Consider the following 25,763-nt stretch of genomic DNA (forward strand, 5'->3'; position numbering starts at 1 on the left):
ATCATTGCCCCTTTCGCGAAAACTGCCGCCGGACCTGAAAGACGTCCGGTATGCTGGAAATCTTATCCATGACCACTTGCAGTTCGTGAATGTCTTCTACTTCTAAAGTGATGTCCATCACCGCCATGTAATTGTGTACCCGCGATGTAATGGATAAAATATGCACGTTTGCATCATTGATGAGCGCCATCACTTCTGGAGTGATTTTCGGGCGATCGAAAGCCTCGACGGAAAGTTCCACTTTGAAAAGAGAATCTTCATAGCCCTGCCATTTGACCGGGGTCAGACGGGCACGCTCTTTTTCAGGAAGTTTTAAAATATTGGGGCAGTCCGCATGGTGCACGGTCACCCCGTGGCCACGGGTAATATAGCCGATGATGGGATCGCCCGGCACCGGTTTGCAACAATTGGCAAAGCGTACGCTTACATCCGCCGTACCGGAAATAGCCACACCACCGAAACTTTTCCCCGACTCTTCAACGTGGGTTTTTTGCACTTGTGGCTGCAAATTAGGGGTTCCCGATGCTTGAGACGGCGCGTCTTCACGTGGTGCTTTTAACTCATCTTTAAATTCCTCGCGCAAGCGGTTGATGACCTGGTTGGTGGAAATACCGCCGATGCCTAGGGCGCAAAAAACGTCATCCGCTGTGTTATAGCCCATTTTCCCGGAAATGCGGTTGATGTTCTCCGTTTTCCCGAAAATGCCCTCATCCAAGCCCAAATATTTTAAGGACTTCTTGTATAAGTCCTCGCCACGTTCAATATTTTCTTCCCGTTTATTTTTCTTTAGCCACTGGCGAATTTTATTTTTCGCCTGAGGGCTCTTGACGATGTTCAGCCAGTTCCGGCTGGGACCCTTGCTGTTTTTCGAGCGTAAAATTTCCACACTGTCCCCATTTTTCAACTGATAATCAAAAGGCACAATGCGGTTGTTGACCTTGGCACCGACGCACTGGTTGCCAATCTCCGTATGGACACGATAGGCGTAGTCAATCGGCGTAGACCCTTGGGGCAATTCATAAACTTCCCCTTGGGGCGAAAACACAAACACCGCATCTGAGAACAGTTGCAGCTTGATGTTTTCTAACATTTCCTTGCTGTCATCGGCATCATCTTGCAGCTCTTTTAAGTGCTTAATCCAGTCCAACTGGTTGACATCGGTACTTTGGTCACTGCCGCCGCTTTCCTTGTAAAGCCAATGGGCGGCAACCCCGTATTCTGCCACTTGGTGCATTTCAAAGGTACGAATTTGTATTTCAAACCGCTCGCCACGGGGGCCGATGACCGTCGTGTGTAAGGACTGGTACATGTTCGGCTTAGGCATGGCGATGTAATCTTTAAAGCGTAAGGGCACCGGTTTCCAAAGTGAATGCACCACACCCAAGACCACATAACAATCCTGTACCGTATTGACCAAGACGCGGATAGCAATCAGATCATAAATCTCATCCAGATCTTTATTTTTCTTTTTCATCTTGCGGTAAATGCTGTAAAAATGCTTCGGCCGTCCGCCAATTTCAAAATACAGCTTGCGTTTTTTCAATTCCGCAGAAATATCGTTGATGACCTCATCAATATAGGCTTCCCGTTCCTGCCGCTTCATGGAAATGCGATTGACCAAATCGTAGTAGACGTCCGGCTCCAAATATCGTAAAGATAAATCTTCTAATTCCCATTTTAAGCGAATAATCCCCAAGCGGTCTGCAATGGGGGCGTAAATTTCCAGCGTTTCACGGGCAATGCGGGCCTGTTTTTCCGGGGCCTGGTATTCCATCGTACGCATATTGTGCAGACGGTCGGCCAGCTTAATGATGATGACCCGAATATCCTGGGCCATGGCCACGAACATTTTACGGTAGCTTTCCAGCTGACGTTCTTCCCTGGAAACACAGGACAATTGGTCCAACTTGGTGACGCCCTCAACCAAGAAGGCCACTTCTTCCCCAAAATGGTCCACCAGGCCGCGCGTGGTACAACCGGTATCCTCTACCACGTCGTGCAAAAGGCCCGCTGCAATGGCCCGGTCATCCAGCCCCAATTCTGCCAATAAAATGGCCACATGAAGCGGGTGGGTAATATACGGCTCTCCGGATTTTCGATATTGACCCTGATGAAATTCTTCAGCAAACCAGTAAGCATCTTGTAAAAAAGCGAAATCCGCATCCGGATTGGTTAAATTGACGGCATCGATCAGATCTTTAAACCGGACTGAATCAGTCATCGGGACCACCTCCTTCAAAATATGTGGCATTTGGCAGGACAGGCGATTGTACCTGAGCACTCAAGTTGGCCAAATCCTTATCAAAAGCTGTCGTTAAATAAATATCATAATCTTTCCGTTCGTTGGCCACCTCCTGATAGGTGGCCGAATCGGTCAGGGATTTTTTCTCCTCAACAGCCGCCAGGCTATAGCGACCGTCCGCTTCCCGCCGGTCCAGCAAGCCCAATTCGCCGAAAATGCGCTTGCTTAACCGTAAGGTTTCGTAGGAAAAGTCCTCGCCGGGGGCCGCTTGCAAAAGGTCCCCCCTCAATTTATCCGGCCCTTTGCGCAGACGACGGCAGATCAATTGATAGACCTTGCCCAGGGTGCTGCGATTCGGACAGGTGCGTGAGAGAATCAGTTCATTGACGGCCTGGTCTCGTTCACCATAAATCAGGTGGATGTAGGCTTCCTTACCATCCCGTCCGGCCCGACCGGCCAGCTGGTTAAAGGCTTCCTTTGAAAAGCACAGGTGGTAGAGGACCACATGGCGCACATCCGGAAGGTTAATGCCTTCTCCAAAAGCAGTGGTGGCCACGAGCAGGCGCAAGTTTCCTTTTTCAAATTCCCCTTGCAACCACTCGCGCGCTTTGCGGTTTAAACCGCCGTGGTAATAGCCCACCGTATGCCGCAAGCTGTAGGGTAAATTCAAGCGGAGTTTCTTGGCGATTTCTAAGGCCTGCTTGCGGCTGTTCACATAGCAAAGGGTTTTTTGCCCGGACAGGGCCAGCCGCAGCAAATAGCGGTTTTTCTGACCAATCCCCCGGTGATCGACCAACTGTAAGTTGGTCCGTGGCGCACGGTCTGCCATGAACTGCATTTGAGGGCGCAGCTCACGGCAGGCAGCGGCAGCTGCATCGGGCAAGGTTGCTGTTAGGGCCAAGACTTGCCCCGGCGCATCGGCCAGATAGTTTTTCAAATGCCGGTAACCAGCCCGGCGATCCTGCAAATGATGGGCCTCGTCCAAGACCCAAAAGCCGATAGGTTTGGCGCCCTGGGTAAAGGCCTTTTCATGGGCCAGGAAAAATTCCGGTGTGGTTAAAACAATATCTGCCCGGCCATCGGCCAGGGCACCAAAAAGGTCAATGCGACGACGACCGGAAAGGTCTCCGTAAGCTTCATAGACGGGAATCCCGAAAGGCGCCATGGCTGTAGACAGGCTCCGATATTGATCCTTAAGCAGGGCTTTCAGCGGGAAAAAAACCACTGTCATGGCCCCCTCCTGCAAGGCTTTGGCCGCCGCTTGGGCCCGGTAAACCAAAGATTTCCCCCGACCGGTGGCCATGATCAGGGTCAAGTCAGACCCATCGGCCAGGGCTTCAAGCGCTTGTTCTTGAGTCGGAAAAAGCCTTCCGCCATCCAACAAGACAGAAGCTGCTTCAAGAGCGCCCATCGGCCTGCCGGGTTTGGACAATCCGGCAGCCTGGTCGGCGATCGCTTCATCCATCCATGTCAATTTTATATTTGCACCGTATAAGGATTCGCCGCTGCCGGTGACAGCGGTCAAGTCTACCGCATAACGGCGTCCGGCCCGGATCAAGGGGGCCAAGACGGCGGCCAGGTCCCGATTTAGGTAACCAATTTTACCCTCTGATGCCAGCAAGGCCAGGGCATTGACATCGTGGGGGTTCTCCGGTTCCGGCTGTAGGGTCAATCTTTGCGGTGCTTTCAGTTGCGAAAGAATGGCTTGCCGGTCATCGAAGCTCACACCGGCGACTTTGGTGTAAAAGGTCCTCGCCTCACCGATATCCGCATAGGGCCTTTCCTGTAGATGCGCCTCACCATGAAGATAAAGCAGGTCATCCAAGGGATCATCTGCCAAAAAAGCGGGCCGAATATCCCGCACCATCAGTTCAAGGCGATCTTGTCCGCGAAAAGTAGATCGATTAACGTTAAATAAAATATCCTGTGGTCTGCTACTGCAGCCTCGCGCATCAGGGCCACGACGAAAGGCAATACCGCGAATATCGCCTTGGGGCGCCGGCAGAAGCAACTGCAAATGGGCGCCGTCTTTGCCGCAAGGGCGGGCATTCAGCTCATTTTGCCCGACAAAAGCAAAGGTTGGCACCGGGTTCCCGCAGCCGGTCGGTTCTAAGGCTTCCAAGGCCTGCCACAAGTCCTCATCAATGTCTGCCGGCTGTAAAATCGCATCCATCCTCAAAGTATCTTTTCCATACCATGCCTGAGCGCTTTTTACACATTCTTCTTGAAAGGCCGCACGAAAATCAGCCAATTTATCCTGGGCCACCGTCAAGCCGGCCGCTTTGGCATGGCCGCCAAACTGGACCAGGGTCGATTGAACTACCGACAGGTGGGCATACAAGTCAAAGCCTTCCGGCGCCCGAGCCGAACCGGTTAAACTGCCTTCTTCCTGTTTAAGCGTTAAAACCACCGCCGGTACGCCATAGCGTTCCATTAAACGTGACGCCACAATGCCAATGACGCCTGCATGCCAGTCATCTCCGCAGACGACGATGCTTTTCGGCGCCAGCTCTGTAATCTGGGTCAAGGCCGCCTGAAAAGCCTGCTCTTCCATGGCCTTACGTTCCCTGTTCAAGTCATCCAAGGCCCCTGCCGCTTCACGCGCCCTTGCGCTGTTATCGGCACGGAGGAGTGCCAAAGCCAGATCTGTTTTATCTAGGCGACCGGCCGCATTGAGCCGGGGCGCCAGTTGAAAGGCGATATGCTCCGCGCGCAACTTTCCGGGCGTCAAATGAGCCGCTTCCATAAGGGCTGCAATGCCCGGTCGGGGACGGTGGTTCAGAACCGTCAACCCGCGCTTCACAATGCGGCGATTATCCCCCAGCAAGGGCACAATATCCGCCACCGTCGCCAGTGCGGCCAAGGCCACATAGGCATCCAGGTCCTCTGTCGGCCGGCCAGCCCGCCGAAACAGGCCACAAGCCAGCATAAAGGCGACCCCTGCACCACACAGTTGACCGAAGGCTTCTGTTTCCGGATGAAATTTAGGGTTGATGATCAGACAATCCGGCAATTTTTCCGGCAGCATGTGGTGATCGGTCACGATAATGTCCCTGCCCTCTGCGATAAAGGGCGCCAATACATCAGCCGCAGCGATGCCCGTATCCACAGTGATTAACAAGGGGTCCTCCGCCGAAAAAATGGTCTCGAGCGCTTCCGGGTTCAGCCCGTACCCTTCTTCCAACCTGGACGGAATATAAACGGAGACCTGACCTCCTAAGCTGCGCAAGGCTTCAGACAAGAGCGTTGCAGCACTCATGCCGTCCACATCATAATCCCCGTAAACGACCATTGGCCGGTTTTCATCAATGGCTGCCCCAATTAGGTCAACTGCCGGATCCAAATTATATAAGGCCGACGGATCGGACAAGTCGGTATAGTCTGCCGCTAAAAAAGACTGGGCCGCTTCCGCCGGAATATTGCGATTATACAAGAGGCGGGCCACATGCCTGGACACCTTTGCCGTTTCAGCATACTGGTCAATCGTTTTGTCAGAGACATCTTTTAACTGCCATCTTTTTTGCATGTTCCCACCTCCTTTTTTTAAATTAAGCCCAGTCCAGAATCAAACCGTAGAAAACCATCAGACCGCCACACAACCATAGGATGCCGACAAAAAACACCGCATAAAAAATAAGGCCACGGCGCAAACCCATTTGCTCAATAAGCCGCTTCAACTTGATTTGAGGTGCTCCGGTCTTGACATATCGGTACAGGGCCCAGCTGTTGCGGACTGCGACAAACAAGACCAACAAACCCGCTAAGCCCAGCAGGGTGCTTTGGTCAACCAGTTTTAGGATGGCGGCAAGCAACCAGAGCCCCATGCCAAGGTAAAAAATATATTTTCCTCTGTCCTGATCAGCCATCTGCCCACCTCCTATCCGGCATAATCCATATTGTGTTCATTTTACCACAGCCCCGCCCCCTTGGTAAGCCTTCTCCACGCAAAAAGACGCCGGATGCTGGCATCCGACGTCTACCTATGCTATAAATCAGTCTTCCAATTCAGCGATTAACTCGCCTGCTTCCACTTGACCGCCTTCACTTACAAAAATACGATGGATGACACCGTCACGGGGTGCCAATACATTGGTTTCCATCTTCATGGCCTCAAGCACCATCAGGGGATCGTTTTCTTTGATTTCGTCCCCTTCCTTAACATTAATCTTAATGACGGTACCGGGGATATTGGCCCCGACGTGAGACGGATTGTCCGGGTCGGCGATCGGCTTGCGAACAATTTCAAGGCTCTTGGTGGCCACTTGGTTCAAAACGCTGACCACACGGCGAGCCCCGTTCACTTCAAAGGTCACATGGGAGTTGCCTTCTTCATCAGCATCTTTCACTTCAATCAGCTTAACGGAGAGAACCTTCCCTTCTTCAAGGGCAACATCGCCGCTTTCGCCTTCAACCAGTCCATGGAAGAAAAGTTCACTGGACATGTTGGACAAGTCCCCGTCTTTTTCCAGGCTCTTCCAATAATCATCGTAAACTTTCGGGTACAGGGCATAGCTGACGGCTTCACGCATATCGGCTTCAACGCCCAGGTCTTCCCGGATATGCGCCATATCCGCTTCAAAATCTTCCGGATCCAGCAATTCGCCGGGACGGCAAGTGATGGGTTTGCGGTCTTTTAAGACAATCTTTTGCAATTCCGGTGGGAAGCCGCCTTCCGGTTGCCCCATCATGCCCTCAAAATAGGACACAATGGAATCTGGGAAGTCCAGGTTTTTCCCTTTTTCATAAATATTGTCCGGGGTCAAACCGTTTTGTACCATGAAGATGGCCATATCACCAACCGCTTTAGACGACGGCGTTACCTTGACAATATCGCCCAGCATCCGGTTGACATCCGCATACATGTCCTTGACTTCGTCAAGCTGGTGGCCTAAGCCAAAGCTTTCCACTTGTGCCTTCAAGTTGGAATATTGGCCACCCGGGATCTCATACTTATAGATTTCCGCTGAACCGGATTTTAAGCCTGACTCAAACTGGGCATAAATCGGTCGTACATTCTGCCAGTAATCGGAAAGTTTCTGCATATCATCCGTATCCAGACCGGTATCGCGGTCGGAGTTGATCAGCGCCGCTGCCAGAGAGTTCAAGGCCGGTTGGCTGGTTAAGCCGGCCATGGCGTTAAAGGCACAGTCGACAATATCTACACCGGCCTGTGCAGCCATGAGCAGGGCTGCAACGCCGTTGCCGGTGGTATCGTGGGTGTGCAGATGAATGGGGATTTTAACATTTTCTTTTAATGCCGTCACCAGTTCATAGGCAGCTTGCGGTTTCAAGAGCGCACTCATATCTTTAATCCCGATCATATGGCAGCCTAAGCCTTCTAGTTCTTTGGCCTTGGCGACAAAATAATCCAAATCATATTTGGTGCGCGTTTTATCGGTAATGTCCCCGGTGTAGCAGAGGCAGCCTTCTACCAAGCGGTCGGTCTTAAGCGCTTCGTCAATGGACACCTTCATGCTTTCAATCCAGTTCAAGGAATCGAAAATGCGGAAAATATCAATGCCGCCTTTGGCGCATTCTTGTACAAATTGACGGATAACATTATCCGGATAGCTCTTGTAGCCCACTGCATTGGCGCCACGGAAGAGCATTTGGAAGAGGATATTTGGAATCTGTTCCCGCAATTTAATCAAGCGGTCCCAGGGATCTTCTTTCAGAAAGCGGTAGGCTGTATCAAAGGTGGCACCGCCCCACATTTCCAAGCTGAACAAGTCTTTTCCCAGTACGGAAAGGGCCGGTGCAATGTTCAGCATATCATTGGTCCGCATGCGCGTGGCCACCAAACTCTGGTGGGCATCGCGCAGGGTGGTATCTGTGATCAAGAGTTTTTTCTGATTCAGAACCCAATCGCACAAACCTTGCGGCCCTTTTTCATCTAAGAGCTGCTTAGTGCCGTAAAGCGGTTGTTCAGGCGCTTCAAACTTAGGCACCACCGGCACATCAAAGGACGGCTTGCTGCCTTTGTTTTCGTTAACCACTTTATTGGCCAAATAGGTCAGGACTTTCAGTTCTTTGTCATTGCTCTTGCGAATATCAAAAAGTTCCGGTGTGCGGCTGATAAAACCGGTATCGCACTGGCCCTTTCTAAATTCCTGGGTGTTGAGAACATTGATTAAAAAGGCAATGTTGGTCTTGACACCTTTGATTTTCATTTCACGCAGGCAGCGAATGGCCTTATCCACCGTGCTGCCAAAGGTATTGCTGTAGGCGATAATTTTAACCAAGAGGCTGTCGTAAAAGGGGCTGATGTAAGCACCCGTATAGGCATTACCGCTGTCCAAGCGGATCCCGTTACCGGAGCTGGACCGGTAAACTTCAATGGTCCCGGTATCCGGTGCAAAATGGTTGACCGGATCTTCCGTTGTCACACGACATTGGATGGCATAGCCGCGCACGTGAATGCTGTCCTGATCAGCAATGCCGACTTCTTCAGAATCGAGCCGAGACCCGTCCGCAATGCGGATTTGTGCCTGCACAATATCAATGCCGGTGATGATTTCTGTCACGCAGTGCTCCACCTGGATACGGGGGTTCATTTCAATAAAATAATGCTGGCCGGTGTGGTCCACCAAAAATTCCACGGTCCCGGCGTTGCGGTAATTCACTGCACCGGCAATTTTCAAAGCATCCTTACAGATGGCTTCCCGCTGGTCATCGGTTAGGATGAGGGACGGCGCAAATTCAATGACTTTCTGGTGACGACGTTGAATGGAACAGTCCCGTTCGAATAGGTGCACCAAGTTGCCATAATTGTCACCTAATACCTGCACTTCAATGTGCTTCGGTTCTGCGATGAATTTCTCAACGAAAACATCCCCAATCCCAAAGGCTTTTTTGGCTTCATTGCAAGCGCTCAAGTATTCATTTTCCAGGTCTTCTTCCCGGTTGACCACCCGCATCCCGCGTCCGCCACCGCCGGCAGCGGCCTTCAAAATCACCGGATAGCCACAAATATTGGCGTATTCTCGCGCTTCTTCCAGGTTAAGCGCCGGTTTTTCAACCCCGGGAATGGTCGGCACATTGACCGATTTGGCGACAATTTTCGACTGAATTTTATCCCCCAAGGCGTTCAGCATCTCATGGGTCGGCCCGATGAAGATAATGCCGGCCCGTTCGCAGTATTCGGCAAACTCAGCATTTTCCGCTAAAAACCCGTAACCCGGGTGGATGGCGTCAGCCCCTTTGGCCTTGGCCAGGGCGATAATTTCAGCAATATCCAAATACGCATCAACCGGCAGCTTCCCTTTACCGATTTGATACGATTCATCAGCCATTGTACGATATAACGAGTTTTTATCTTCCTCAGAGTAAATGGCAATGGATCGAATGCCAAGCTCTTTACAAGCTCGGAACACGCGAATTGCAATTTCGCCGCGGTTGGCGACCAAAACTGATTTGATGGTTTTCATCCGCACTTCCTCCTCTTCCTATTCCAATGAATAGCGCTTTTACAAAAAGCCTATAAACTGATTTAATCATAGCACTCTTCAAAGATTTTTGCAGTACATTTTTGTGGAAATTCTATCTTTTTGCACTTTTATTGTCATATATGGCTCATAAAAGCAGTCTACCCCGTTTTATATCACTTGTCATCCGGGAGATTTTCCCCTTTTGTCGCGGGTACCTGGTGACGGGGCAATAGGACACATACTTTTGTTCCTTGATTCGGGGCGCTCTCAAAGCGAATGCTGCCGTGATGCTTGTCTACAATTTGTTTAACAATGGCCAAGCCCAGCCCCAAACCTGCAAAGGGATCGTCACTGCGATTTCTGGACCGTTCCACCTGGTAAAAAGGCTCTGTAATTTTGCTCAACTGGTCAGTCGTCATGCCCTTGCCGGTGTCCCTAACGACAATATTGACGCGGTCACCGACTGCTTCCGCATATAAGGCAATGCGACCGCCGGCAGGCGTTGCCTTCAGGGCATTGTCCAAAAGGTTGGTGAGCAGACTGCGCATCAATTCCGGTGCGACATCCATGGTCAGTGGTGCCTCACAAAGGAAGACTGAAACGCCTTTCTCTTCAGCGCGTAGGTTAATCAGGCTGCACACATCCCGGGCAATTGGCAAAAAATCCACCGCTTCAAAGACAATGGCACCATGACGGGTGTAGGTCAAATCCACCAGGGTCTTGTTTAAATTGAGCATGCGTTGCCCTTCGCTGTAAATATAGCCCAGCCCCTTGGTAAAGGTGGCTTCATCGTAAGGCATCCGCTGCAAGAGATCTGCATAACCGATGATTGACGTCAGTGGTGTGCGCAATTCGTGGGTTAAGTTATCCATCATTTGAGATTGGGCTTCATTGCGCTCTTCCAGTTCGGCAATGTTGTCTTCCACCGCTGCCGCCATAATGTTAAAGCTCTGGGCCAAGTCTCCAAATTCATCCTGCGTTGAAACCGGCACCCGTTCGCTGTAATCACCGGAAGCAATCCTAGCGGATGCCCGATTGAGCGCGCGAATCGGTCGGGTTAAGAAGCTCGTAACCAACCAAATCAACACGGCAACGACGATGCTCCCCACAACCAAGGCCTGCCCGGCAACCACATAGGTGGCGCGCCGCTGCACGTCTAAATCGGAAATATCTTTCACCACGGTTATGAGGAGACTCTCATCCTCCCGTTCCAAATTTTGGCTAAAAAAAGCCAAATACCGCCCGCGGCTGTCACGGCGCAAGACAAAGGTCTGACGTCCGCTGTTGCGCAGTGCGGCTTTCAGTTCCGGGCGCTTTATTTTTTCCAACCCTTCCGTATTGGCAGCAAGTCGATGCATTTTGGCATCGTATACCTCTATGGCCAGCCCGTCTTTGCTGAAAATATCCACGATACCTGTAGCAGAATCGGCAAAGGAATTCTGCTCGGAAAGGTAGAGGTTGATATTGTTGAGGATATTCCCCGCTTCATATATATAGCCTTCGATGGCTCCTTGGCGCGTCTCTTCATAGGCCATGGTGCCAATAGTCGCAGAAATAACCACCGTCAGCGCAATAAAAATAGCCTCACAGATGAGCACCAGTTTGACTGAAAACCGCATTATTCCTCCAGTCTGTAGCCCACTTTATACACCGTTTTGATGGTATCCAGGGCCAGTTTGGTCCGCAACCGCTGCACGTGCATATCAACGGTCCGCGTATTGCCTTCATAATCATAGCCCCAAATCTGGCTGAGCAATTGTTCGCGGGTGAGAACATTGCCCTTGTGGTCAATTAAATAGGCCAAAAGTTCAAACTCTTTTAAGGTCAAGGGCACCTCTTGGCCGTTTTTACTGACCCGGTGCTGGTCGGGTTCTAAAACAATATCCCGATAGCTGACCGCTTTGGCTACGTCACTCGCCTTGTCCACGCCGGTGCGTCGCAAAACCGCCTTGACCCGCGCCAAAAGCTCCATGCTGTCGAACGGCTTGGTCATATAATCGTCTGCGCCGAGTTCAAGGCCTTTGACCTTATCGCGGACCGAATCCTTGGCCGTCAGGCAAATCACGGCGATATTGTTTTTCTTTAACTCTTCTAAAAGCGTATACCCGTCCATCTTTGGCATCATAATGTCCAGCAGCACTAAATCTGTTGAACCGTTGCGAATGAGGTTTAGGCCCTCCAGGCCGTCTTTGGCCTCTTGCACCTCATAGCCGGCCAACTCTAAATTTAACCGTATCAGCTCCCGAATGGCTGTTTCATCTTCAACAACCGTGATTCGTGCCATACGACCCCCTCCTAACTGGACGTAAATACTCGCCCGTGTTCCCTATAAGAATAATACGTCAGGCCCTCATGCCCAACGATGATGTGGTCCAGCAAATCAATTCCCAATAAGTCTGCCGCCGCAAGGAGGCGCTCAGTCAATTGGTCATCTGCACGGCTGGGGGTCAAATCGCCACTGGGATGGTTGTGACCGCAGATTATGCAAGAAGCATTGTGGCGGACCGCATAGTGAAAAACATCACGAGGGTAGACATGAGCCTCATTTAACGTTCCCATAAAGACCACTTTCTTTTCCACAACGCGATGCTTGTTGTCCAAGTAAATGACCATAAAATTTTCCTGACCGCGATGGACCGCTAAATCAATAAAATAACGCGCCGCATCGGCACTACCGCCAATGGTAGTTGCCAGCCCGCCGGCATCTAAAAGGGCCAGCCGCCGCGCCAGCTCAATAACGCTCAGGACCGTGCAGGCGCGACTCGGCCCGATGCCTTCCAAGCTGGTGATTTCTTCATAGGTCAAGTGGCTCAAGCTGACCAGGCCGCCCGCTTGACTAAGCAGTAGGCCGGCAAGATCAACCACATTATATCGAGATGTGCCGCTGCCTAGAAGAATGGCCACAAGCTCAGCATCCGATAACGCCCGGGCACCAAACTGCTGCAACCGTTCCCGGGGCCGCAATTCTAAGGGCATTGATTTAACCTTTAAGCGTTCCTCTGTCATAGCCGAAGGGCTCCTCTCCAATGCAATAAAGCCAGCGACTCAAGACTTCCAGCGGCATGCCCACTACATTTGTATACGAACCGCAAATGCTTTCTATCAAAGCGGCACCGCGACCCTGGATGGCATATCCGCCGGCACGGTTACGGCTTTCTTCGGTTAATAAATAGGCCTCAATAAGGCGCTCCGGCAAAAGGGCCATTTGTACTTGGGTGGTCACTGTTTCGCTAAAGACGCGACCGTCAGGCAGGAGTAAAGCACAGCCGCTTTTGACCTCATGCTGCCGACCGGACAAACGCTTGAGCATGTCTCGCGCCACCGCTTTATTTTGCGGTTTGCCCAAGGGCTGGCCGTCTACCACCACCATTGTATCACAACCGATAATGGCCGCATCAGGAAAAGCGGTCCGCACACTCTTTGCCTTGCGCACCGCTAAATCAGCCAAGGCCGCATCAAAATCCAGCGCGGCATCGAGGGTTTCATCCGGTAAAAGCGGTGTCGTCACCGTAAACGAAAGCGCCAATTGTGTCAACAAGGCCTTTCGTTGGGGCGATGTGGACGCAAGCACCAAGGGCATCATTCGACAACATCGCCTCCGGTCAGAAAATCATGGTTGGTGATTACAAAGCTCAGGACCTCTAAATTGACCGTCAAATCAATATTGCGCACGGAAATGCCCTTTGGCATGCTCAAACTGGTCGGGGAAAAATTCAAAACCCCTGAAATCGCTGTTTCAGCCAGTTCATCCGCCACATCCTGAGCGGCTTGACCGGGCACGGTAATAATGGCTATTTGGATATCATTTTCTAAAATATAAGCCGGCATCTCACCGATTGGTAAAATCGGCAGACCGGATAGGGTCATCCCCACCTTACGAATATCATTGTCAAAAACGGCCACGATGTCAAAACCACGGTTGCGAAAACCCGAGTAATGCGCCAGTGCAGACCCTAAATTACCGGCACCAATTAAAATCATCCGCCAGGGGTTGTCCACACCAAGAATTTTTTTGATGGCAATGTTCAAACTGTCCACATTATACCCGACACCCCGGGTTCCAAAATCCCCAAAATAAGCCAAATCTTTGCGCACCTGCGCCGGCGTACCGCCTGTTCCCTCGGCAATCTCGCCTGAGGAAATACTGATAATCCCGGAAGCCTCCACTTCCGCAAGGAATCGCGAATACACCGATAAACGCGTAATGGTCGCTTCAGGTATTTTTTGCGTTTTCAATGTTGCACCTTCTTTCACCAACTAGACTTTATTACATAAATAATACCCAATAATAAAAGATTGTGCAATATTTCTCGACCTGTTCTCCATATTTTTCTCATTTATTATCGGCAGTCCAGCCCCTTTTCTTAAAAGCCCTTGTAAGACTTGTCAGCTGCTGCATTTATCGGTATAATTTACTTAATGTAGCAGCGCACAGCGTTTAAAGGCCCCGGCCATGGGTATATAACTGAAGCGAACATAATACGTTAGCGTCCGGTCAATCGTTCATAAAGAAAGGTAGGATTACATGAAAAAATTAAAAGACAATTTATATTCCGTCGGCGTTCAGAACCCAACTTTACGCGTATTCGATATTATTATGGCCACCAAATTTGGTACCACTTATGGTTCTTATCTTGTCCTCGGCGATGAAAAGAAAGCCTTGATTGACGGCTCCCACAGCGGGTTTGAGCACATTTGGTTTGACCATATTGAAGAAATCACTCCCCTGGACAGCATTGATTACCTGGTCATCAACCATACCGAACCGGACCACTCCTATGCCGTCGCCGCATTCTTAGATAAGAATCCAAAGGTTACCATCATCGGCAGCGTAGCCGCCATTAACAATTTAAAAGTCATCACCAACCGCGATTTTAATTCGCAGGTGGTCAAGGGCGAAGATACTCTGGACCTCGGCGGCCGCCGTCTGGTCTTTAAAACCACGCCCAATGTCCATTGGCCGGATACCATGATTACCTACTGCCCGGAACTCAAGGCGCTCTTCCCCTGTGATTTCTTAGGCTCCCATTTCTGCGAACCGACGGAACGGCTGGAAACCTGTGTCAAAAAAGAGCTCTATGATATTGAATTTGAAAACTACTACCGCAGCATTATGGGCCCCTTCCCGGCTGCTGTCCGCAACGCCCTGGCTTATGTAGAAACATTGGATGTCGATGTGGTCTGCCCCTCTCACGGGCCGACTTACGGCACCGCTTATCTAAAAGAAGCCCTGGAAAAATACCGTCAATGGAGCGCTGAACCCGCTGCCGGCGCCAAAAAATCCGTAGCCATCTTCTACGTATCCGCCTACGGTTTTACCCGGGGCATGTGCCAGTATGTGGCTGGAAAATTGGAAGAGAAGGGCCTGGATGTCTTCATTGCCGATATCATTAAAAATGATGAGGCAAGCCTCATGCCCCATCTTTCCGCTGACGCCTTGGTCTTCGGGTCCCCTACCATCAACCGGGCTGCCCTGAAGCCGGTCTGGGATATTATTTCCTCTATTGATGCCGTCAATGCAAAAGGGAAATCCTTTGCCACCATCGGCGACTATGGCTGGACCGGGGAAGCTTGCGGCCAACTGAACGACCGGTTGACCGGACTCAAAATGAAGCAGGCCGGTGAAAGCGTCAAATGCCGTTTTGCTCCGACCGATGAAACCTGGCAAGAACTCGACCGCTTGGTTGATGATATTGTTGCCGCCCTGGCTTAACCTCTTGTAGTTCTCTTACAGCCTCGTGCCCTGCACGGGGCTTTTTTTATAAGGAGGCCGACCATGTCCGAACCGCTGTCTTTTTTTACCATCGCCTCGCCCATTGGGACGCTCTATGCCTTAACCGATAGCCAGGCCTTATTCTACCTCGGCTATAGGTCTGACGATGCCCGCCACTACGCCAGCCGCCACAGCTTGACCGTCAAATCGACAGAATCCCCGCTGACCGCCCCGCTTCGCCAAGAATTATCTGCCTACTTTGCCGGCCGTTTGCGCCGGTTCACCCTCCCCCTGCAGCTGCTCGGGACCCCCTTTCAATTGTCGGTCTGGCAAGCCCTAAGCACCATTCCTTACGGCCGCACGGCCAGCTATAAGGATATTGCCCTCGCCGTTAAAAATCCACAAGCCAGCCGCGCCGTTGGCGGCGCCAATCACCATAACCCGATTTCCATCATCATTCCCTGCCATCGTGTAATTTGCGCCGACGGGAAGATGGGCGGTTATGGCGGCGGACTGGCCCGCAAAGAATACTTGCTCAGCTTGGAGCACCGCCTAGGCTCTTCCTGACTTGCAAAAGCGCGTAAAAGGATGTAAGATAATACGAAATCACTGCATAAAGACCAGGAGGTAATCATGGGGACACCAAACGCTTATGACGTATTACAAGAGCGTGGCTATATTGCCCAGTCCACGCATCCGGATGAATTACGCGATTTATTTTCAAAAGAACGTGTCACATTTTATTGCGGCTTTGACCCGACTGCATCCAGCCTTCATGTAGGCCATTTTATTATGTTTATGGTCATGCGCCAGCTACAATTGATGGGCCATCGGCCGATTGTCCTGCTCGGTGGCGGCACCGGCATGGTCGGCGATCCGTCCGGCCGCAGCGATATGCGACGGGTGATGACCATTGAAGAAATCGACCAGAACTGTGCCAATTTCAAAAAACAGGCCGAACGCTTTATTGAATTTGGCGATGACAAGGGCTTATGCCTGAACAACGCCCATTGGCTCCGCGAGCTAAACTACATCGAATTTTTGCGCGACATCGGCTATCATTTTTCCATCAACCGTATGCTTGCGGCAGAATGCTATAAGACCCGGTTAGAAGTCGGCCTGACCTTCACCGAATTAAATTACATGGTCATGCAAAGCTACGACTTCTTATACCAATACCGCAACTACGGCTGCCGGCTCGAACTCGGCGGCAACGACCAATGGTCAAACATTATCGGCGGGGTCGAACTGGTCCGTCGAGCTGAGGGGGAAAGCGTTTACGGCTTAACCATGAACCTGTTAACCAAGAGCGATGGAACTAAAATGGGCAAGACCGCCGGCGGCGCCGTCTGGCTGGACCGCGACAAAATGAGCCCCTATGAATTTTATCAATACTGGCGCAATGTAGACGATGCAGACGTCAATAAATGTTTCCGTCTCTTGACCTTCCTGCCAATTGATGAAATTGATCAAATCACGGCCGCTTCCGGTGCGGCCATGAATGCCGCCAAAGAACGCTTGGCCTATGAAATCACCAAGCTTGTTCACAGCGAAGCCGACGCTGAAGAAGCCCAAGCAGCTTCTCGGGCCCTCTTTTCCGGCGCTGTAGAAGCCGGCGCCCTGCCTGAAACGAAAATGTCTCGTACCGCCTTCACAGACGGTTACGGCCTTTTACAATTGCTCAAAGACCTGGAATTAACCGACTCCGTCAGCCAGGCCCGCCGTCTCGTCGAACAAGGCGGCATCAGCCTGCAAGACGAAAAAATCACCGACAGCAAGTACCAAGTCCACGAAAGCGACTTCAACAGCGACGCCCGCCTCAAAATCCGCAAGGGCAAGAAAACCTATCACCTGGTGCAATTAACCGATTAGATCCAGCTTAAAAACAAATAAAGCAGCGCCTTTCCTATTCATCCTTGAATAAGAAAGGCGCTGCTTTGTTATTGATAGACAAAGGGAAACCACTGGTAGGTTCAAAGCGGATTGCCATCCCCGTCAAAGTATTTTTTTAAAGCTTTTTCTGTCCTGAGCAAATAAACCAGCATAAAAACCACCTGTAAATTGATGATAACCACCAAGGCAAGAGTCATCTGTCTTTCCGTTAAACTTATCGGACGCGTCAGCAAAAATCCGGTGCATAAACAAGTGAGTGCCAGGCAAGTCAAGCTGTAACGGATTATAAGGCGCGCATTATGCCATTGCGCAAAAGCCCAGGTTTCAGGTGTTTTCATGGACCGCGTCGTGCGGTATCCATAATAATGATTGATTGTCTTGGGCGGGAACTTATAAAACAGACCACCCATCAGCAAAAGAATAAGCGGCGTGCTGAAGACACAAATGGAGAATAAAAACGACGTCATCAATTTCCCCCTTCCAAATATGGATCCATTTTGATCTACCGGCCATACTTTATTCTACTACAAGGGCCCCTTGGGTCACAAGGACCGCCCCAAAAGAGGCGGCCAGGGCCACTGCCCCGACATCTTCCTATGTAGCCGCAACTGGTCACTTGGGAAATGGAGGGGTTTATTTCATGCCAAACGGGTATATAATCCGTATGCGGGAGGATGATATGATGAAAAAATACGATGTGATCGTTATCGGAACCGGTTCCGGTAATATTATTTTGGAAGAGGCCCTAAAAAAGGGGCTTTCATGCGCGCAAATCGAACGGGATAAGTTCGGCGGCACTTGCCTGACGCGTGGCTGTATTCCCACCAAGGTGATGGTCACCGCTGCCGACCGTCTTTATGAAATCGAAGATGCCCAGGCCTTGGGCATTAAGGCCGGCAAGCCGGAGGTTGATTGGGAGACCATCGGCCGGCGGGTTTGGCAAAAGATTGATGAAAGCAAAGACCTACGTGACTTTTACCTTCAAGAAGACAACCTGGACGTCTACGAGGGTGAAGCCTACTTTACCGGCAATCACAGTTTAAAAGTGCGGTTAAATGCCGGCGGTGAATCGGAAGAAATCACCGCACCGAAAATTTTCGTCGGCGTCGGCGGTCGCACCAAGGTACCGGCTATCGAGGGCTTGGATAAGGTGCCCTACGCCACCAGCGAAGATTTCTTTGGAGAAGGCTGGCCGACTGAACCCTATAAAGACGTTATCGTCATCGGCGGTGGCGCCATTGGCTGTGAATTTGCCCATATTTTCCGCGCCTTCGGTGCCCGGGTCCAACTGGTGCAGCACAACGTCCGCCTCTTGCCGAAATCCGATGCCGAATTAAGCGCTGCCTTGCTGCACAATTTTAAGCTGGATGGCATCACCGTTTACCTCAACAAGGAAACCCCTTCAGCCCGTCCGGACGGCGACGGCGTCGTGCTCACGATCCGAGACCGAGCTGATGATTCACTGACCGATATTCGGGCCGACCTGCTCTTCATTTGCCCGGGCATCGTGCCCAACAGCGACCGGCTGGCCCTGGGAAATACGGATATCACTGTAAATGACCGGGGCTGGATTCCCACAAACGAATTTTTGGAAACCTCCGTACCGGGCGTCTATGCCTTCGGCGATATCAACGGACTCCACCAGTTCCGCCATAAAGCAAATTACGAAGCGGATATTTTGGCCTACAACCATTTCTTGTCCAGATCGGAAACCGACCGCCGCTGGGCCCGTTATGATAATGTGCCGGCCGTCACCTATACCCACCCGGAGGTGGCCGATGTCGGCTTGTCTGAAGAAGCTGCGGAAAAAGCCGGCCACCGGGTCCGCATTGGCCGCTGGCATTATTATGAAACGGCCAAAGGATTCGCCCTGGGCTACACCCCGGACAGCGACCAAAAAGCCTTTGCCAAGCTGGTCATTGACGCAGCCAGCGGCAACATCTTGGGCATGCACGCCATTGGGCCTTACGCCTCCACCCTCATCCAGCCCTATGTCAACCTGATGAACGCCGGAGATACACCGCTGGTTCCCCTTCATCCGAAAATCGCCAGCCCGGACGTCAAAAAATGGCGCAGCCTATCTCTCGTGCGCGACATGAACCCTCACAATTGGCGCACCGTGCGTGAAACGATGGTGCCCCACCCGGCCTTATCGGAAGTGGGCATTTGGACCTATTACGACTTAGAAGAACAAGCCGACAAGAATAAGCCGGAATAAGCCAGTCTTCTACCACTAGCAAATAAAAAACACCTGTCAAGCAGGTGCATATCTCCAACTCTGGAAATGTGCACCCGCTTGATCAGGTGTTTTTTTATCCACCTGGCCGAAGCCATTTATTGCGCACCGCAGTGAGCGGCGCCAAGAGCCGTTCAAGGATGGATGCTGGGCGCTGTAAGCCTTCTTCCGCCGTCGGCTTTCTGCCGATATAAATGGTGGTGGCACCAAATCCGCAAGACCGGGTCCGCACATCGGTCAGGCCGGCTTCTTTATAATACCGACAAATGGTGCGACGATTGGGAAAGGTGCGTAGGGATTCAGCCAGCCATTTGTAGGGGCTGTACTGGTCACCGACAAGGCGCCGGCTGACCAAGCGATCGCCCAGCCAGGGAACCGCCTTGTAATAATAAAAGTTAAAAAATAACCGGGCCGGCGGGAAGAGGGGCCGGCTGACCTCAATGCAGACCACTTTTCCGCCGGGACGGACAGCCCGGGCCATTTCCCGGATGGCCTGCGGAATATCGATCACATTGCGCAAGGCATAGCCACAGGTGGCCGCGTCAAAGGAACCGGTAGAGACCGGCAGCGCCAGGGCATCGCCTTTTTTAAAGGTAACATTGGCTATGCCGCGAATCTTTTGTTTCTCAGCAGCCGCCGCCAGCATTTCATCGGAAAAATCAACGCCCACGCTTTCCCCGTAAGGACCGGCAAGTTTAGCCATCTGGAAGGCCATCTCGCCGGTACCGCAGCACACATCCAGGCCGCGCCCGCCCACCGGCAAGTCCGTATGCCGCATCACCCGCGCCTGCCACATGGGCAGCATACCCCAGGTCATGAGCCTATTCATCCGGTCATAATCGCCGGCAATGGTGTCAAAGACTTGGTTGACAAAAGTTGCCTTTTCTGTGCCGTTCACAATAAGCCTCCTCTTTCATCCAATATGTACCGGTGCCGCTTAATCTTAACCGCCTGTCCGCTGCCGTTTAAAACAATAGAAGTCGCGTTAAAAACCCCAGGCCATGGTGGGGCCTGCCGGTAACGGGTCGGGCGCTGGGTGGTAAACCGTGTTTTCGCCACGCCTATGTCCAGGCCGATGACGCTTTCATATGGCCCGGTCATACCGACATCGGTCTGGTAGGCCGTTCCCCGGGGCAAAATGCATTCATCTGCCGTCGGCACATGGGTATGCGTGCCCAAAACAGCACTGACACGGCCGTCTAAATAATAGCCTAAAGTGATCTTCTCGCTGGTCGCCTCAGCATGAATGTCCACCACAATATGACGGATACCTTCCCCAGTAAGCTGGTCTACCAGGGCATCTATGCTCAAAAATGGCGACGGCAGGGCCGAACACAGGGCATTGCCCAAGGCCGACACCACCGCCAGCCGGTATTTACCCGTGTCCATTACCCGCCAACCGACCCCGGGGGTCCCCGGCGGATAATTAAAGGGACGCACCAGGCGCTTGGCCTCATCAATGTAATTATAAATATCCTTATTGTCCCAGGCATGATTGCCGAGGGTCACCAGGTCAACCCCCATTTGCAACAAAGCCCGGTATTCCGACTCAGATAACCCATTTTTAACCGACAGATTTTCCGCATTGGCGATTACCGCATCATAGGCCTGGTCTCGCTTGAGCCGCCGCAAGGCCATGGCCGCCAAATCAATCGACGCCGGTCCCACCATATCTCCAATAAATAGCAGCCTCAACAGGCGCCTCCCTTTCTCTTATCCGACCAATAAAAAAACGCACCCACATCAATACGGCGAGTGCGTCGACGTTAGGAAACGGCAGGATTCGAACCTGCACCCCAGGTGCCACAACCTGGCGTGATTCCATTTCACCACATTTCCTTTCGACTTACCAACATTATAACAGTATCTTATCCCAATAGCAATATTCTAAACTAAATTGAATATTTAAAACTCGACAATACTGTGAACCTTGTAATCGCCCAAAACCTCTCTGCCATCCAAATAAGTCAATTCTGCCAAAAATAAGAACGATGCGACCTTACCGCCTAGTTCTTCCACCATATTCGCCGCCGCCTTGGCCGTGCCGCCGGTGGCAATTAAATCATCAACGATTAAAACCCTATCGCCCGGGGAGATGGCATCCGCATGCATCTCAATGCTGGCTTCCCCGTATTCCAGTGCATACGTGGCCGATACCGTTTCACGCGGCAATTTACCCGCCTTGCGCACCGGCACAAAGGGCTTGCCCAAGGTGTAGGCCAAGACCGGCGCAAACATGAAGCCCCGCGCCTCAATGCCGATGATCACATCAATGGCCTCACCGTCAATCGCACCGAGCATTTCATCAATCGCCAGTTTAAACCCGTCCGCATCGCCCAAGACAGACGTCACATCCCGAAACAAGATGCCTTCTGTCGGAAAGTCAGCGATGGTTTTAAAATACGATTCCACTGTTTTTTTCACGCTACCGCTCCTCTCATCGGTTATCATATCAAAAGCAAACAAGCCCTGCAACGGCAAATTACCCGCCCCCTAGGCACCAGAGTGCTAGGAGCAATTGCAAAAGCCGGGTGCGTCCACTATAATAACTAAGAGATAAAATTACCCAGACTGAAAGGATGGAAGTATAGATGAAATTAGGGATTGTCGGTCTGCCGAATGTCGGCAAGAGCACCCTCTTCAACTCGTTAACCAAGGCCGGAGCAGAATCGGCCAATTACCCCTTTTGCACCATCGACCCAAACGTTGGCATTGTCACCGTGCCGGATGAGCGACTGGATAAGCTGTCCGCCATTAGCAACAGTAAAAAAATCCTACCCGCCGTCATCGAATTCGTCGACATTGCCGGCTTGGTCAAAGGCGCCAGCAAGGGCGAAGGCTTGGGCAACCAATTCCTTTCCCATATCCGTGAAGTGGACGCCATCGTTCACGTGGTCCGCTGCTTTGACGACGACAACATCATCCACGTTGACGGCGACATTGACCCAGTCCGCGACATTGAAACCATCAACCTGGAACTTATTTTTTCCGATATGGAGGCCGTTGAGCGCCGCTTACAACGCACCGCCAAGGGCCAAAAAACGCAGGATAAAGCCTTGATTGCCGAAGACAGCTGCCTAAAAGCCCTACACAGCCACCTGGAAGCCGGCAAGAGCGCCCGCAGCTTCACCCCTGCCAACCCGGACCATCAAGTCTATATTGACAACCTTAACCTGCTCACCGCCAAACCGGTGCTGTACGCCGCCAACGTCGCTGAAGACGACTTGGCAGACGGCAATGCCTACGTCTCCGCCGTGCAAGACCACGCCACAGGAGAAGGTTCTGAAGTCTTTGTGGTCTCCGCCTCGGTAGAACAGGAAATTGCCGAGTTGGACGATGCTGACCGCCAAGAATTTTTAGAAGCCCTCGGCATCAGTTCAGGCGGACTTGACCGCCTCATCGCCGCCAGCTATAAACTGCTAGGCCTCATCAGCTACCTGACCACCGGCGAAAAAGAAACCCGCGCCTGGACCATCACCAAAGGCACCAAAGCCCCCCAGGCTGCCGGTAAAATCCATTCCGACTTTGAGCGGGGATTTATCCGCGCCGAAGTCATCTCCTACGACGACTTCATTCAATACAAGGGCGAAGCCGGCGCACGTGAAGCCGGCAAACTACGCCTGGAAGGCAAAGAATACGTCGTTCAAGACGGCGACGTCATCGAATTTTTATTCAACGTTTAAGCCCAGCAAAAAGCCCCTGCCGGCAACCCCGGCAGGGGCTTTGGCCTATTCGCGGTAAACAAGCGCAACTTATATAATAAATAATATGACTCCATTTGTAACGGTTAAAACGCCATCTGATACCATCATCTCTACACACCATTAAATAGCAATTTTTTTTTAATTCTTTATTGACTTATAAATACTGCTGCAAAATCCCACTAAAACTATCTATCAATCGTCTTTCCTGATTGCTGGCCTCTTTGTTATAAACAAGATAAAGCTCAAAATGAGCTTCTTTTGTATTAACCGGAAGATGTATGAAATCAGAGAAAACCCGTTTTCCAATATATTTAGGATAGGAGTACATTAATGTCTGACCTTCTCGTAGTAACTCTTCACACATATGATAATTATTAGTCGACAACACCACATGCATATTTCCCATATTCTGAAAGGCATGAATACCTTTCGATCCACCTGCTTCATAAACAATTAAAGGATATTCTGCCACCGAATGAACGGAAAGAGATCTCTGGTGAGCCAAAGGATGCTTTGGAGACATTGCCATAAAAATAGGATAGCTGTTGAGCTCTTCCATATGAACATTTGATGGAATATTATTAAAGAACACCTCTATCGTGTTAGGCACTAAAACAAATCCCACATCCCCCGGATGATGAGAAACCTCTTTAACAATATCATCTCGGTATTTTTCTTGACAATACACTTGCACCCCAGGATAAGCATGCATATAGTCTACATAGACCATAGGAAGTATTGAAATACTGAGCATCGGCGAAATATGGATGTTCATACGACCCTTTAGTGTATCATTCTTTGCTGTCTTTAGGCGCTGCACCTGCTCTTGCATTTGTTCAAAACGGGCTACAATCGCTTGTGCAGCATTAAAAACAACTTCTCCTTCTTTCGTTAAACTAACACCTCGTCGTGTACGATTTAATATATCAAATCCCAGCTCATCTTCTAAGCTATGTAATGATTTATTCAGACTTTGTTGAGAAATATAAACCTTTTTGCTGGCAGCATTTACTGAGCCTGCTTTAACAACTTCAATGAAATATTGCAATTGCTCGATCTTCATAATCTGCCTCCATGCATATTCTTTTTGAAACCTTATACAGTATACAGCCTTGGGGGCTAACACCTAGTTATTTTTTCCCATTATTGGGTATATAATAAGTATAGTTCATATGAAAAGGTGATGATAAATTATGTCTTTTTTTCAAAAATATAAACGTCATAGAATTGTCAGCTGTGAAGATGCGCGTAAACGGGTTTTATTAACCGGCGGCTTAGACATGGTTTGTCCGGATGATGCAGATATACAGGAAACCTTAGAAGATGATACAGAACAAAAAGATTTAAAGCACCAACCTACACAGAAAAAAGATAAACAATAGCATAGTCACCTTCTTCGGAAGTCAAATTTTAATCGAGTAAGCCAATCGTACTTACTCGATTTTATTTTTTCAGTCCTACTTTTTGTACTATATTTTTTGTCAAAACTTTAAAGGAACTCTAAAATCTAATTCTTCATTTAGAAGAAATGATATCTTTATTATTTGCCATAACAGCATTGTGATAATTTTAACTTTACACTGTAGCTCTACTTTTTTCTAGACTTTTTTGAAAATCCATTGGTGCCCAACTATTTTCCACTATATCCTATATTTTAACAAGGAGACAGTCAATTGACTGTCTCCTTGTTGATCTTCCTTAAAGTCCTAAAACCCGCTTTGCGTTTTTGTACATAATTTTTTCCTTTACATCATCAGTGAATCCAAATCCATCATACAATGCTACAGCATCTTTATAATGAACAAATGGATGCGCACTGGCAAAAACAACTCGATCTTGCAATATTCCCTTAGCCGCTTCAATGAAAGCTTCACTGCCAGGAAACTTTTCATATTCTGAGCATTCTACATAAACATTTTTATTTCTGAATGCACAGCCTACCATTTCACTGATATACGGCCAAGCGCCATGACTAACGATTACTCTTAATTCAGGGAAATCATTAGCGACACGGTCAATTTGATCCGGATGGGCAAAAGCGCTAACTGTACCTTCCGTAAACCTGGCTGGACCAGTCGTAATGACAATAGGGATATCCAATTCACAGCATTTTGCATAAATAGGGTAAAACTTAGCATGATCAATTGGTAGCTGATTGTAAATCGGATCGGTCGCAGCGCCAACAAACCCTTCTTCTTTAACTAAATGATCTAAGGTGCGTACTGCCTGCATCCCCTTATGTGGATCTAAACCGGCAAAAGCGCAAAACAAATGCGGATCTTCTTCAACAAATTTTTTTAATTCATCATTATTGGGCTTAAATCCATATGTCGTTTCAGCATCTCTACCGACTAAAATAGCTTTTTCAATCCCAAAAGCGCGCAAATCCTTACAAATTTTAGCCACAGATTCTGCACCTGCAACATACTCATCTAAATCAAGGCCAGATGCAAGAAGTCCTTCTCTAAATATGGGACTCTCCGTTAATCCTCTAAGGATGCTTTCTGTATGGGGTCTAAATCTACAATCAATAATGGCCATAATGAAC

At 50.2% G+C, this 25,763-nt stretch carries 21 protein-coding genes and 1 tRNA gene; 6 read left to right on the forward strand and 16 right to left on the reverse strand.

Annotation, left to right across the window (positions count from 1 at the left end; translation table 11 throughout):
- Window position 1: 1 nt before the first annotated feature.
- From BLQ16_RS06470 to BLQ16_RS06510, 9 genes are all read right to left on the reverse strand, one after another.
- On the reverse strand, window positions 2-2,221 hold the full coding sequence (locus tag BLQ16_RS06470) for a RelA/SpoT family protein (RefSeq protein WP_091791935.1): 2,220 nt from the start codon (window positions 2,219-2,221) through the stop codon (window positions 2-4).
- Window positions 2,214-5,768, reverse strand: a complete 3,555-nt coding sequence (recJ, locus tag BLQ16_RS06475; protein ID WP_091791936.1) for a single-stranded-DNA-specific exonuclease RecJ — start codon at window positions 5,766-5,768, stop codon at window positions 2,214-2,216. Before recJ ends, BLQ16_RS06470 begins: the two co-directional genes overlap by 8 nt.
- A 22-nt stretch (window positions 5,769-5,790) precedes the next feature.
- Window positions 5,791-6,108 (reverse strand): hypothetical protein, encoded by a 318-nt coding sequence (locus BLQ16_RS06480; protein ID WP_091791937.1) that lies wholly within the window; start codon window positions 6,106-6,108, stop codon window positions 5,791-5,793.
- Window positions 6,109-6,234: 126 nt separating this feature from the next.
- Window positions 6,235-9,669, reverse strand: a complete 3,435-nt coding sequence (locus BLQ16_RS06485; RefSeq protein ID WP_091791938.1) for a pyruvate carboxylase — start codon at window positions 9,667-9,669, stop codon at window positions 6,235-6,237.
- A gap of 173 nt (window positions 9,670-9,842) precedes the next feature.
- The gene (locus BLQ16_RS06490) at window positions 9,843-11,288 is read right to left on the reverse strand and encodes a sensor histidine kinase (RefSeq protein WP_091791939.1); all 1,446 of its coding nucleotides are present in this window, start codon (window positions 11,286-11,288) and stop codon (window positions 9,843-9,845) included.
- Window positions 11,288-11,953 (reverse strand): response regulator transcription factor, encoded by a 666-nt coding sequence (locus tag BLQ16_RS06495; protein WP_091791940.1) that lies wholly within the window; start codon window positions 11,951-11,953, stop codon window positions 11,288-11,290. The genes BLQ16_RS06490 and BLQ16_RS06495 overlap by 1 nt, the downstream gene beginning before the upstream one ends.
- A gap of 11 nt (window positions 11,954-11,964) precedes the next feature.
- Window positions 11,965-12,675: a RadC family protein gene (gene radC, locus BLQ16_RS06500; RefSeq protein ID WP_091791941.1), complete on the reverse strand. Its 711-nt coding sequence runs from the start codon at window positions 12,673-12,675 to the stop codon at window positions 11,965-11,967.
- The gene (locus BLQ16_RS06505) at window positions 12,650-13,252 is read right to left on the reverse strand and encodes a Maf family protein (protein ID WP_091791942.1); all 603 of its coding nucleotides are present in this window, start codon (window positions 13,250-13,252) and stop codon (window positions 12,650-12,652) included. The genes radC and BLQ16_RS06505 overlap by 26 nt, the downstream gene beginning before the upstream one ends.
- The gene (locus BLQ16_RS06510; RefSeq protein WP_091791943.1) at window positions 13,249-13,905 is read right to left on the reverse strand and encodes a redox-sensing transcriptional repressor Rex; all 657 of its coding nucleotides are present in this window, start codon (window positions 13,903-13,905) and stop codon (window positions 13,249-13,251) included. Before BLQ16_RS06510 ends, BLQ16_RS06505 begins: the two co-directional genes overlap by 4 nt.
- 289 nt (window positions 13,906-14,194) lie before the next feature.
- Here BLQ16_RS06510 and BLQ16_RS06515 point away from each other — a divergent pair, with 289 nt between their 5' ends.
- The 3 genes from BLQ16_RS06515 (at window position 14,195) to tyrS (ending at window position 17,254) form a co-directional block, all read left to right on the forward strand.
- Complete coding sequence (locus BLQ16_RS06515; protein WP_091791944.1) at window positions 14,195-15,382, forward strand: FprA family A-type flavoprotein; 1,188 nt, start codon at window positions 14,195-14,197, stop codon at window positions 15,380-15,382.
- A gap of 63 nt (window positions 15,383-15,445) precedes the next feature.
- Window positions 15,446-15,949 (forward strand): methylated-DNA--[protein]-cysteine S-methyltransferase, encoded by a 504-nt coding sequence (locus BLQ16_RS09885; RefSeq protein WP_091791945.1) that lies wholly within the window; start codon window positions 15,446-15,448, stop codon window positions 15,947-15,949.
- A 66-nt stretch (window positions 15,950-16,015) separates the two neighbouring features.
- The gene (gene tyrS / locus BLQ16_RS06525; RefSeq protein ID WP_091791946.1) at window positions 16,016-17,254 is read left to right on the forward strand and encodes a tyrosine--tRNA ligase; all 1,239 of its coding nucleotides are present in this window, start codon (window positions 16,016-16,018) and stop codon (window positions 17,252-17,254) included.
- Window positions 17,255-17,355: 101 nt separating this feature from the next.
- Here the strand turns inward: tyrS and BLQ16_RS06530 are convergent, their stop codons facing one another.
- Window positions 17,356-17,742, reverse strand: a complete 387-nt coding sequence (locus tag BLQ16_RS06530) for an SdpI family protein (RefSeq protein ID WP_091791947.1) — start codon at window positions 17,740-17,742, stop codon at window positions 17,356-17,358.
- Between the two features lie 212 nt (window positions 17,743-17,954).
- On the opposite strand from BLQ16_RS06530, the gene BLQ16_RS06535 reads away from it, so the two are divergent.
- On the forward strand, window positions 17,955-19,493 hold the full coding sequence (locus tag BLQ16_RS06535; RefSeq protein WP_242868968.1) for a dihydrolipoyl dehydrogenase family protein: 1,539 nt from the start codon (window positions 17,955-17,957) through the stop codon (window positions 19,491-19,493).
- A gap of 94 nt (window positions 19,494-19,587) precedes the next feature.
- Here BLQ16_RS06535 and BLQ16_RS06540 read toward each other — a convergent pair whose 3' ends face one another.
- The 4 genes from BLQ16_RS06540 to BLQ16_RS06555 form a co-directional block, all read right to left on the reverse strand.
- A complete protein-coding gene (locus BLQ16_RS06540) occupies window positions 19,588-20,409 on the reverse strand; it encodes a ubiquinone/menaquinone biosynthesis methyltransferase (protein WP_159428020.1) in 822 nt (273 codons plus the stop codon).
- Entirely contained in the window at window positions 20,406-21,206 is an 801-nt protein-coding gene (locus tag BLQ16_RS06545) for a TIGR00282 family metallophosphoesterase (RefSeq protein WP_091791949.1), read from the reverse strand. The genes BLQ16_RS06540 and BLQ16_RS06545 overlap by 4 nt, the downstream gene beginning before the upstream one ends.
- Before the next feature lie 73 nt (window positions 21,207-21,279).
- Window positions 21,280-21,350: transfer RNA gene (locus BLQ16_RS06550), tRNA-His, on the reverse strand.
- A 66-nt stretch (window positions 21,351-21,416) separates the two neighbouring features.
- On the reverse strand, window positions 21,417-21,935 hold the full coding sequence (locus tag BLQ16_RS06555; RefSeq protein WP_479724470.1) for an adenine phosphoribosyltransferase: 519 nt from the start codon (window positions 21,933-21,935) through the stop codon (window positions 21,417-21,419).
- 167 nt (window positions 21,936-22,102) lie between these two features.
- Between BLQ16_RS06555 and ychF the strand changes: the two genes are divergently transcribed.
- Entirely contained in the window at window positions 22,103-23,194 is a 1,092-nt protein-coding gene (ychF, locus tag BLQ16_RS06560) for a redox-regulated ATPase YchF (protein WP_091791950.1), read from the forward strand.
- Between the two features lie 175 nt (window positions 23,195-23,369).
- Here ychF and BLQ16_RS06565 read toward each other — a convergent pair whose 3' ends face one another.
- Entirely contained in the window at window positions 23,370-24,278 is a 909-nt protein-coding gene (locus tag BLQ16_RS06565) for a LysR family transcriptional regulator (protein WP_091791951.1), read from the reverse strand.
- A gap of 130 nt (window positions 24,279-24,408) precedes the next feature.
- Between BLQ16_RS06565 and BLQ16_RS06570 the strand changes: the two genes are divergently transcribed.
- Entirely contained in the window at window positions 24,409-24,597 is a 189-nt protein-coding gene (locus BLQ16_RS06570; RefSeq protein WP_091791952.1) for a hypothetical protein, read from the forward strand.
- A gap of 316 nt (window positions 24,598-24,913) precedes the next feature.
- Here the strand turns inward: BLQ16_RS06570 and BLQ16_RS06575 are convergent, their stop codons facing one another.
- The gene (locus BLQ16_RS06575) at window positions 24,914-25,756 is read right to left on the reverse strand and encodes an amidohydrolase family protein (RefSeq protein ID WP_091791953.1); all 843 of its coding nucleotides are present in this window, start codon (window positions 25,754-25,756) and stop codon (window positions 24,914-24,916) included.
- Window positions 25,757-25,763 lie beyond the last annotated feature (7 nt).

The organism is Peptococcus niger, from assembly GCF_900101835.1.
GTDB lineage: Bacteria > Bacillota > Peptococcia > Peptococcales > Peptococcaceae > Peptococcus > Peptococcus niger.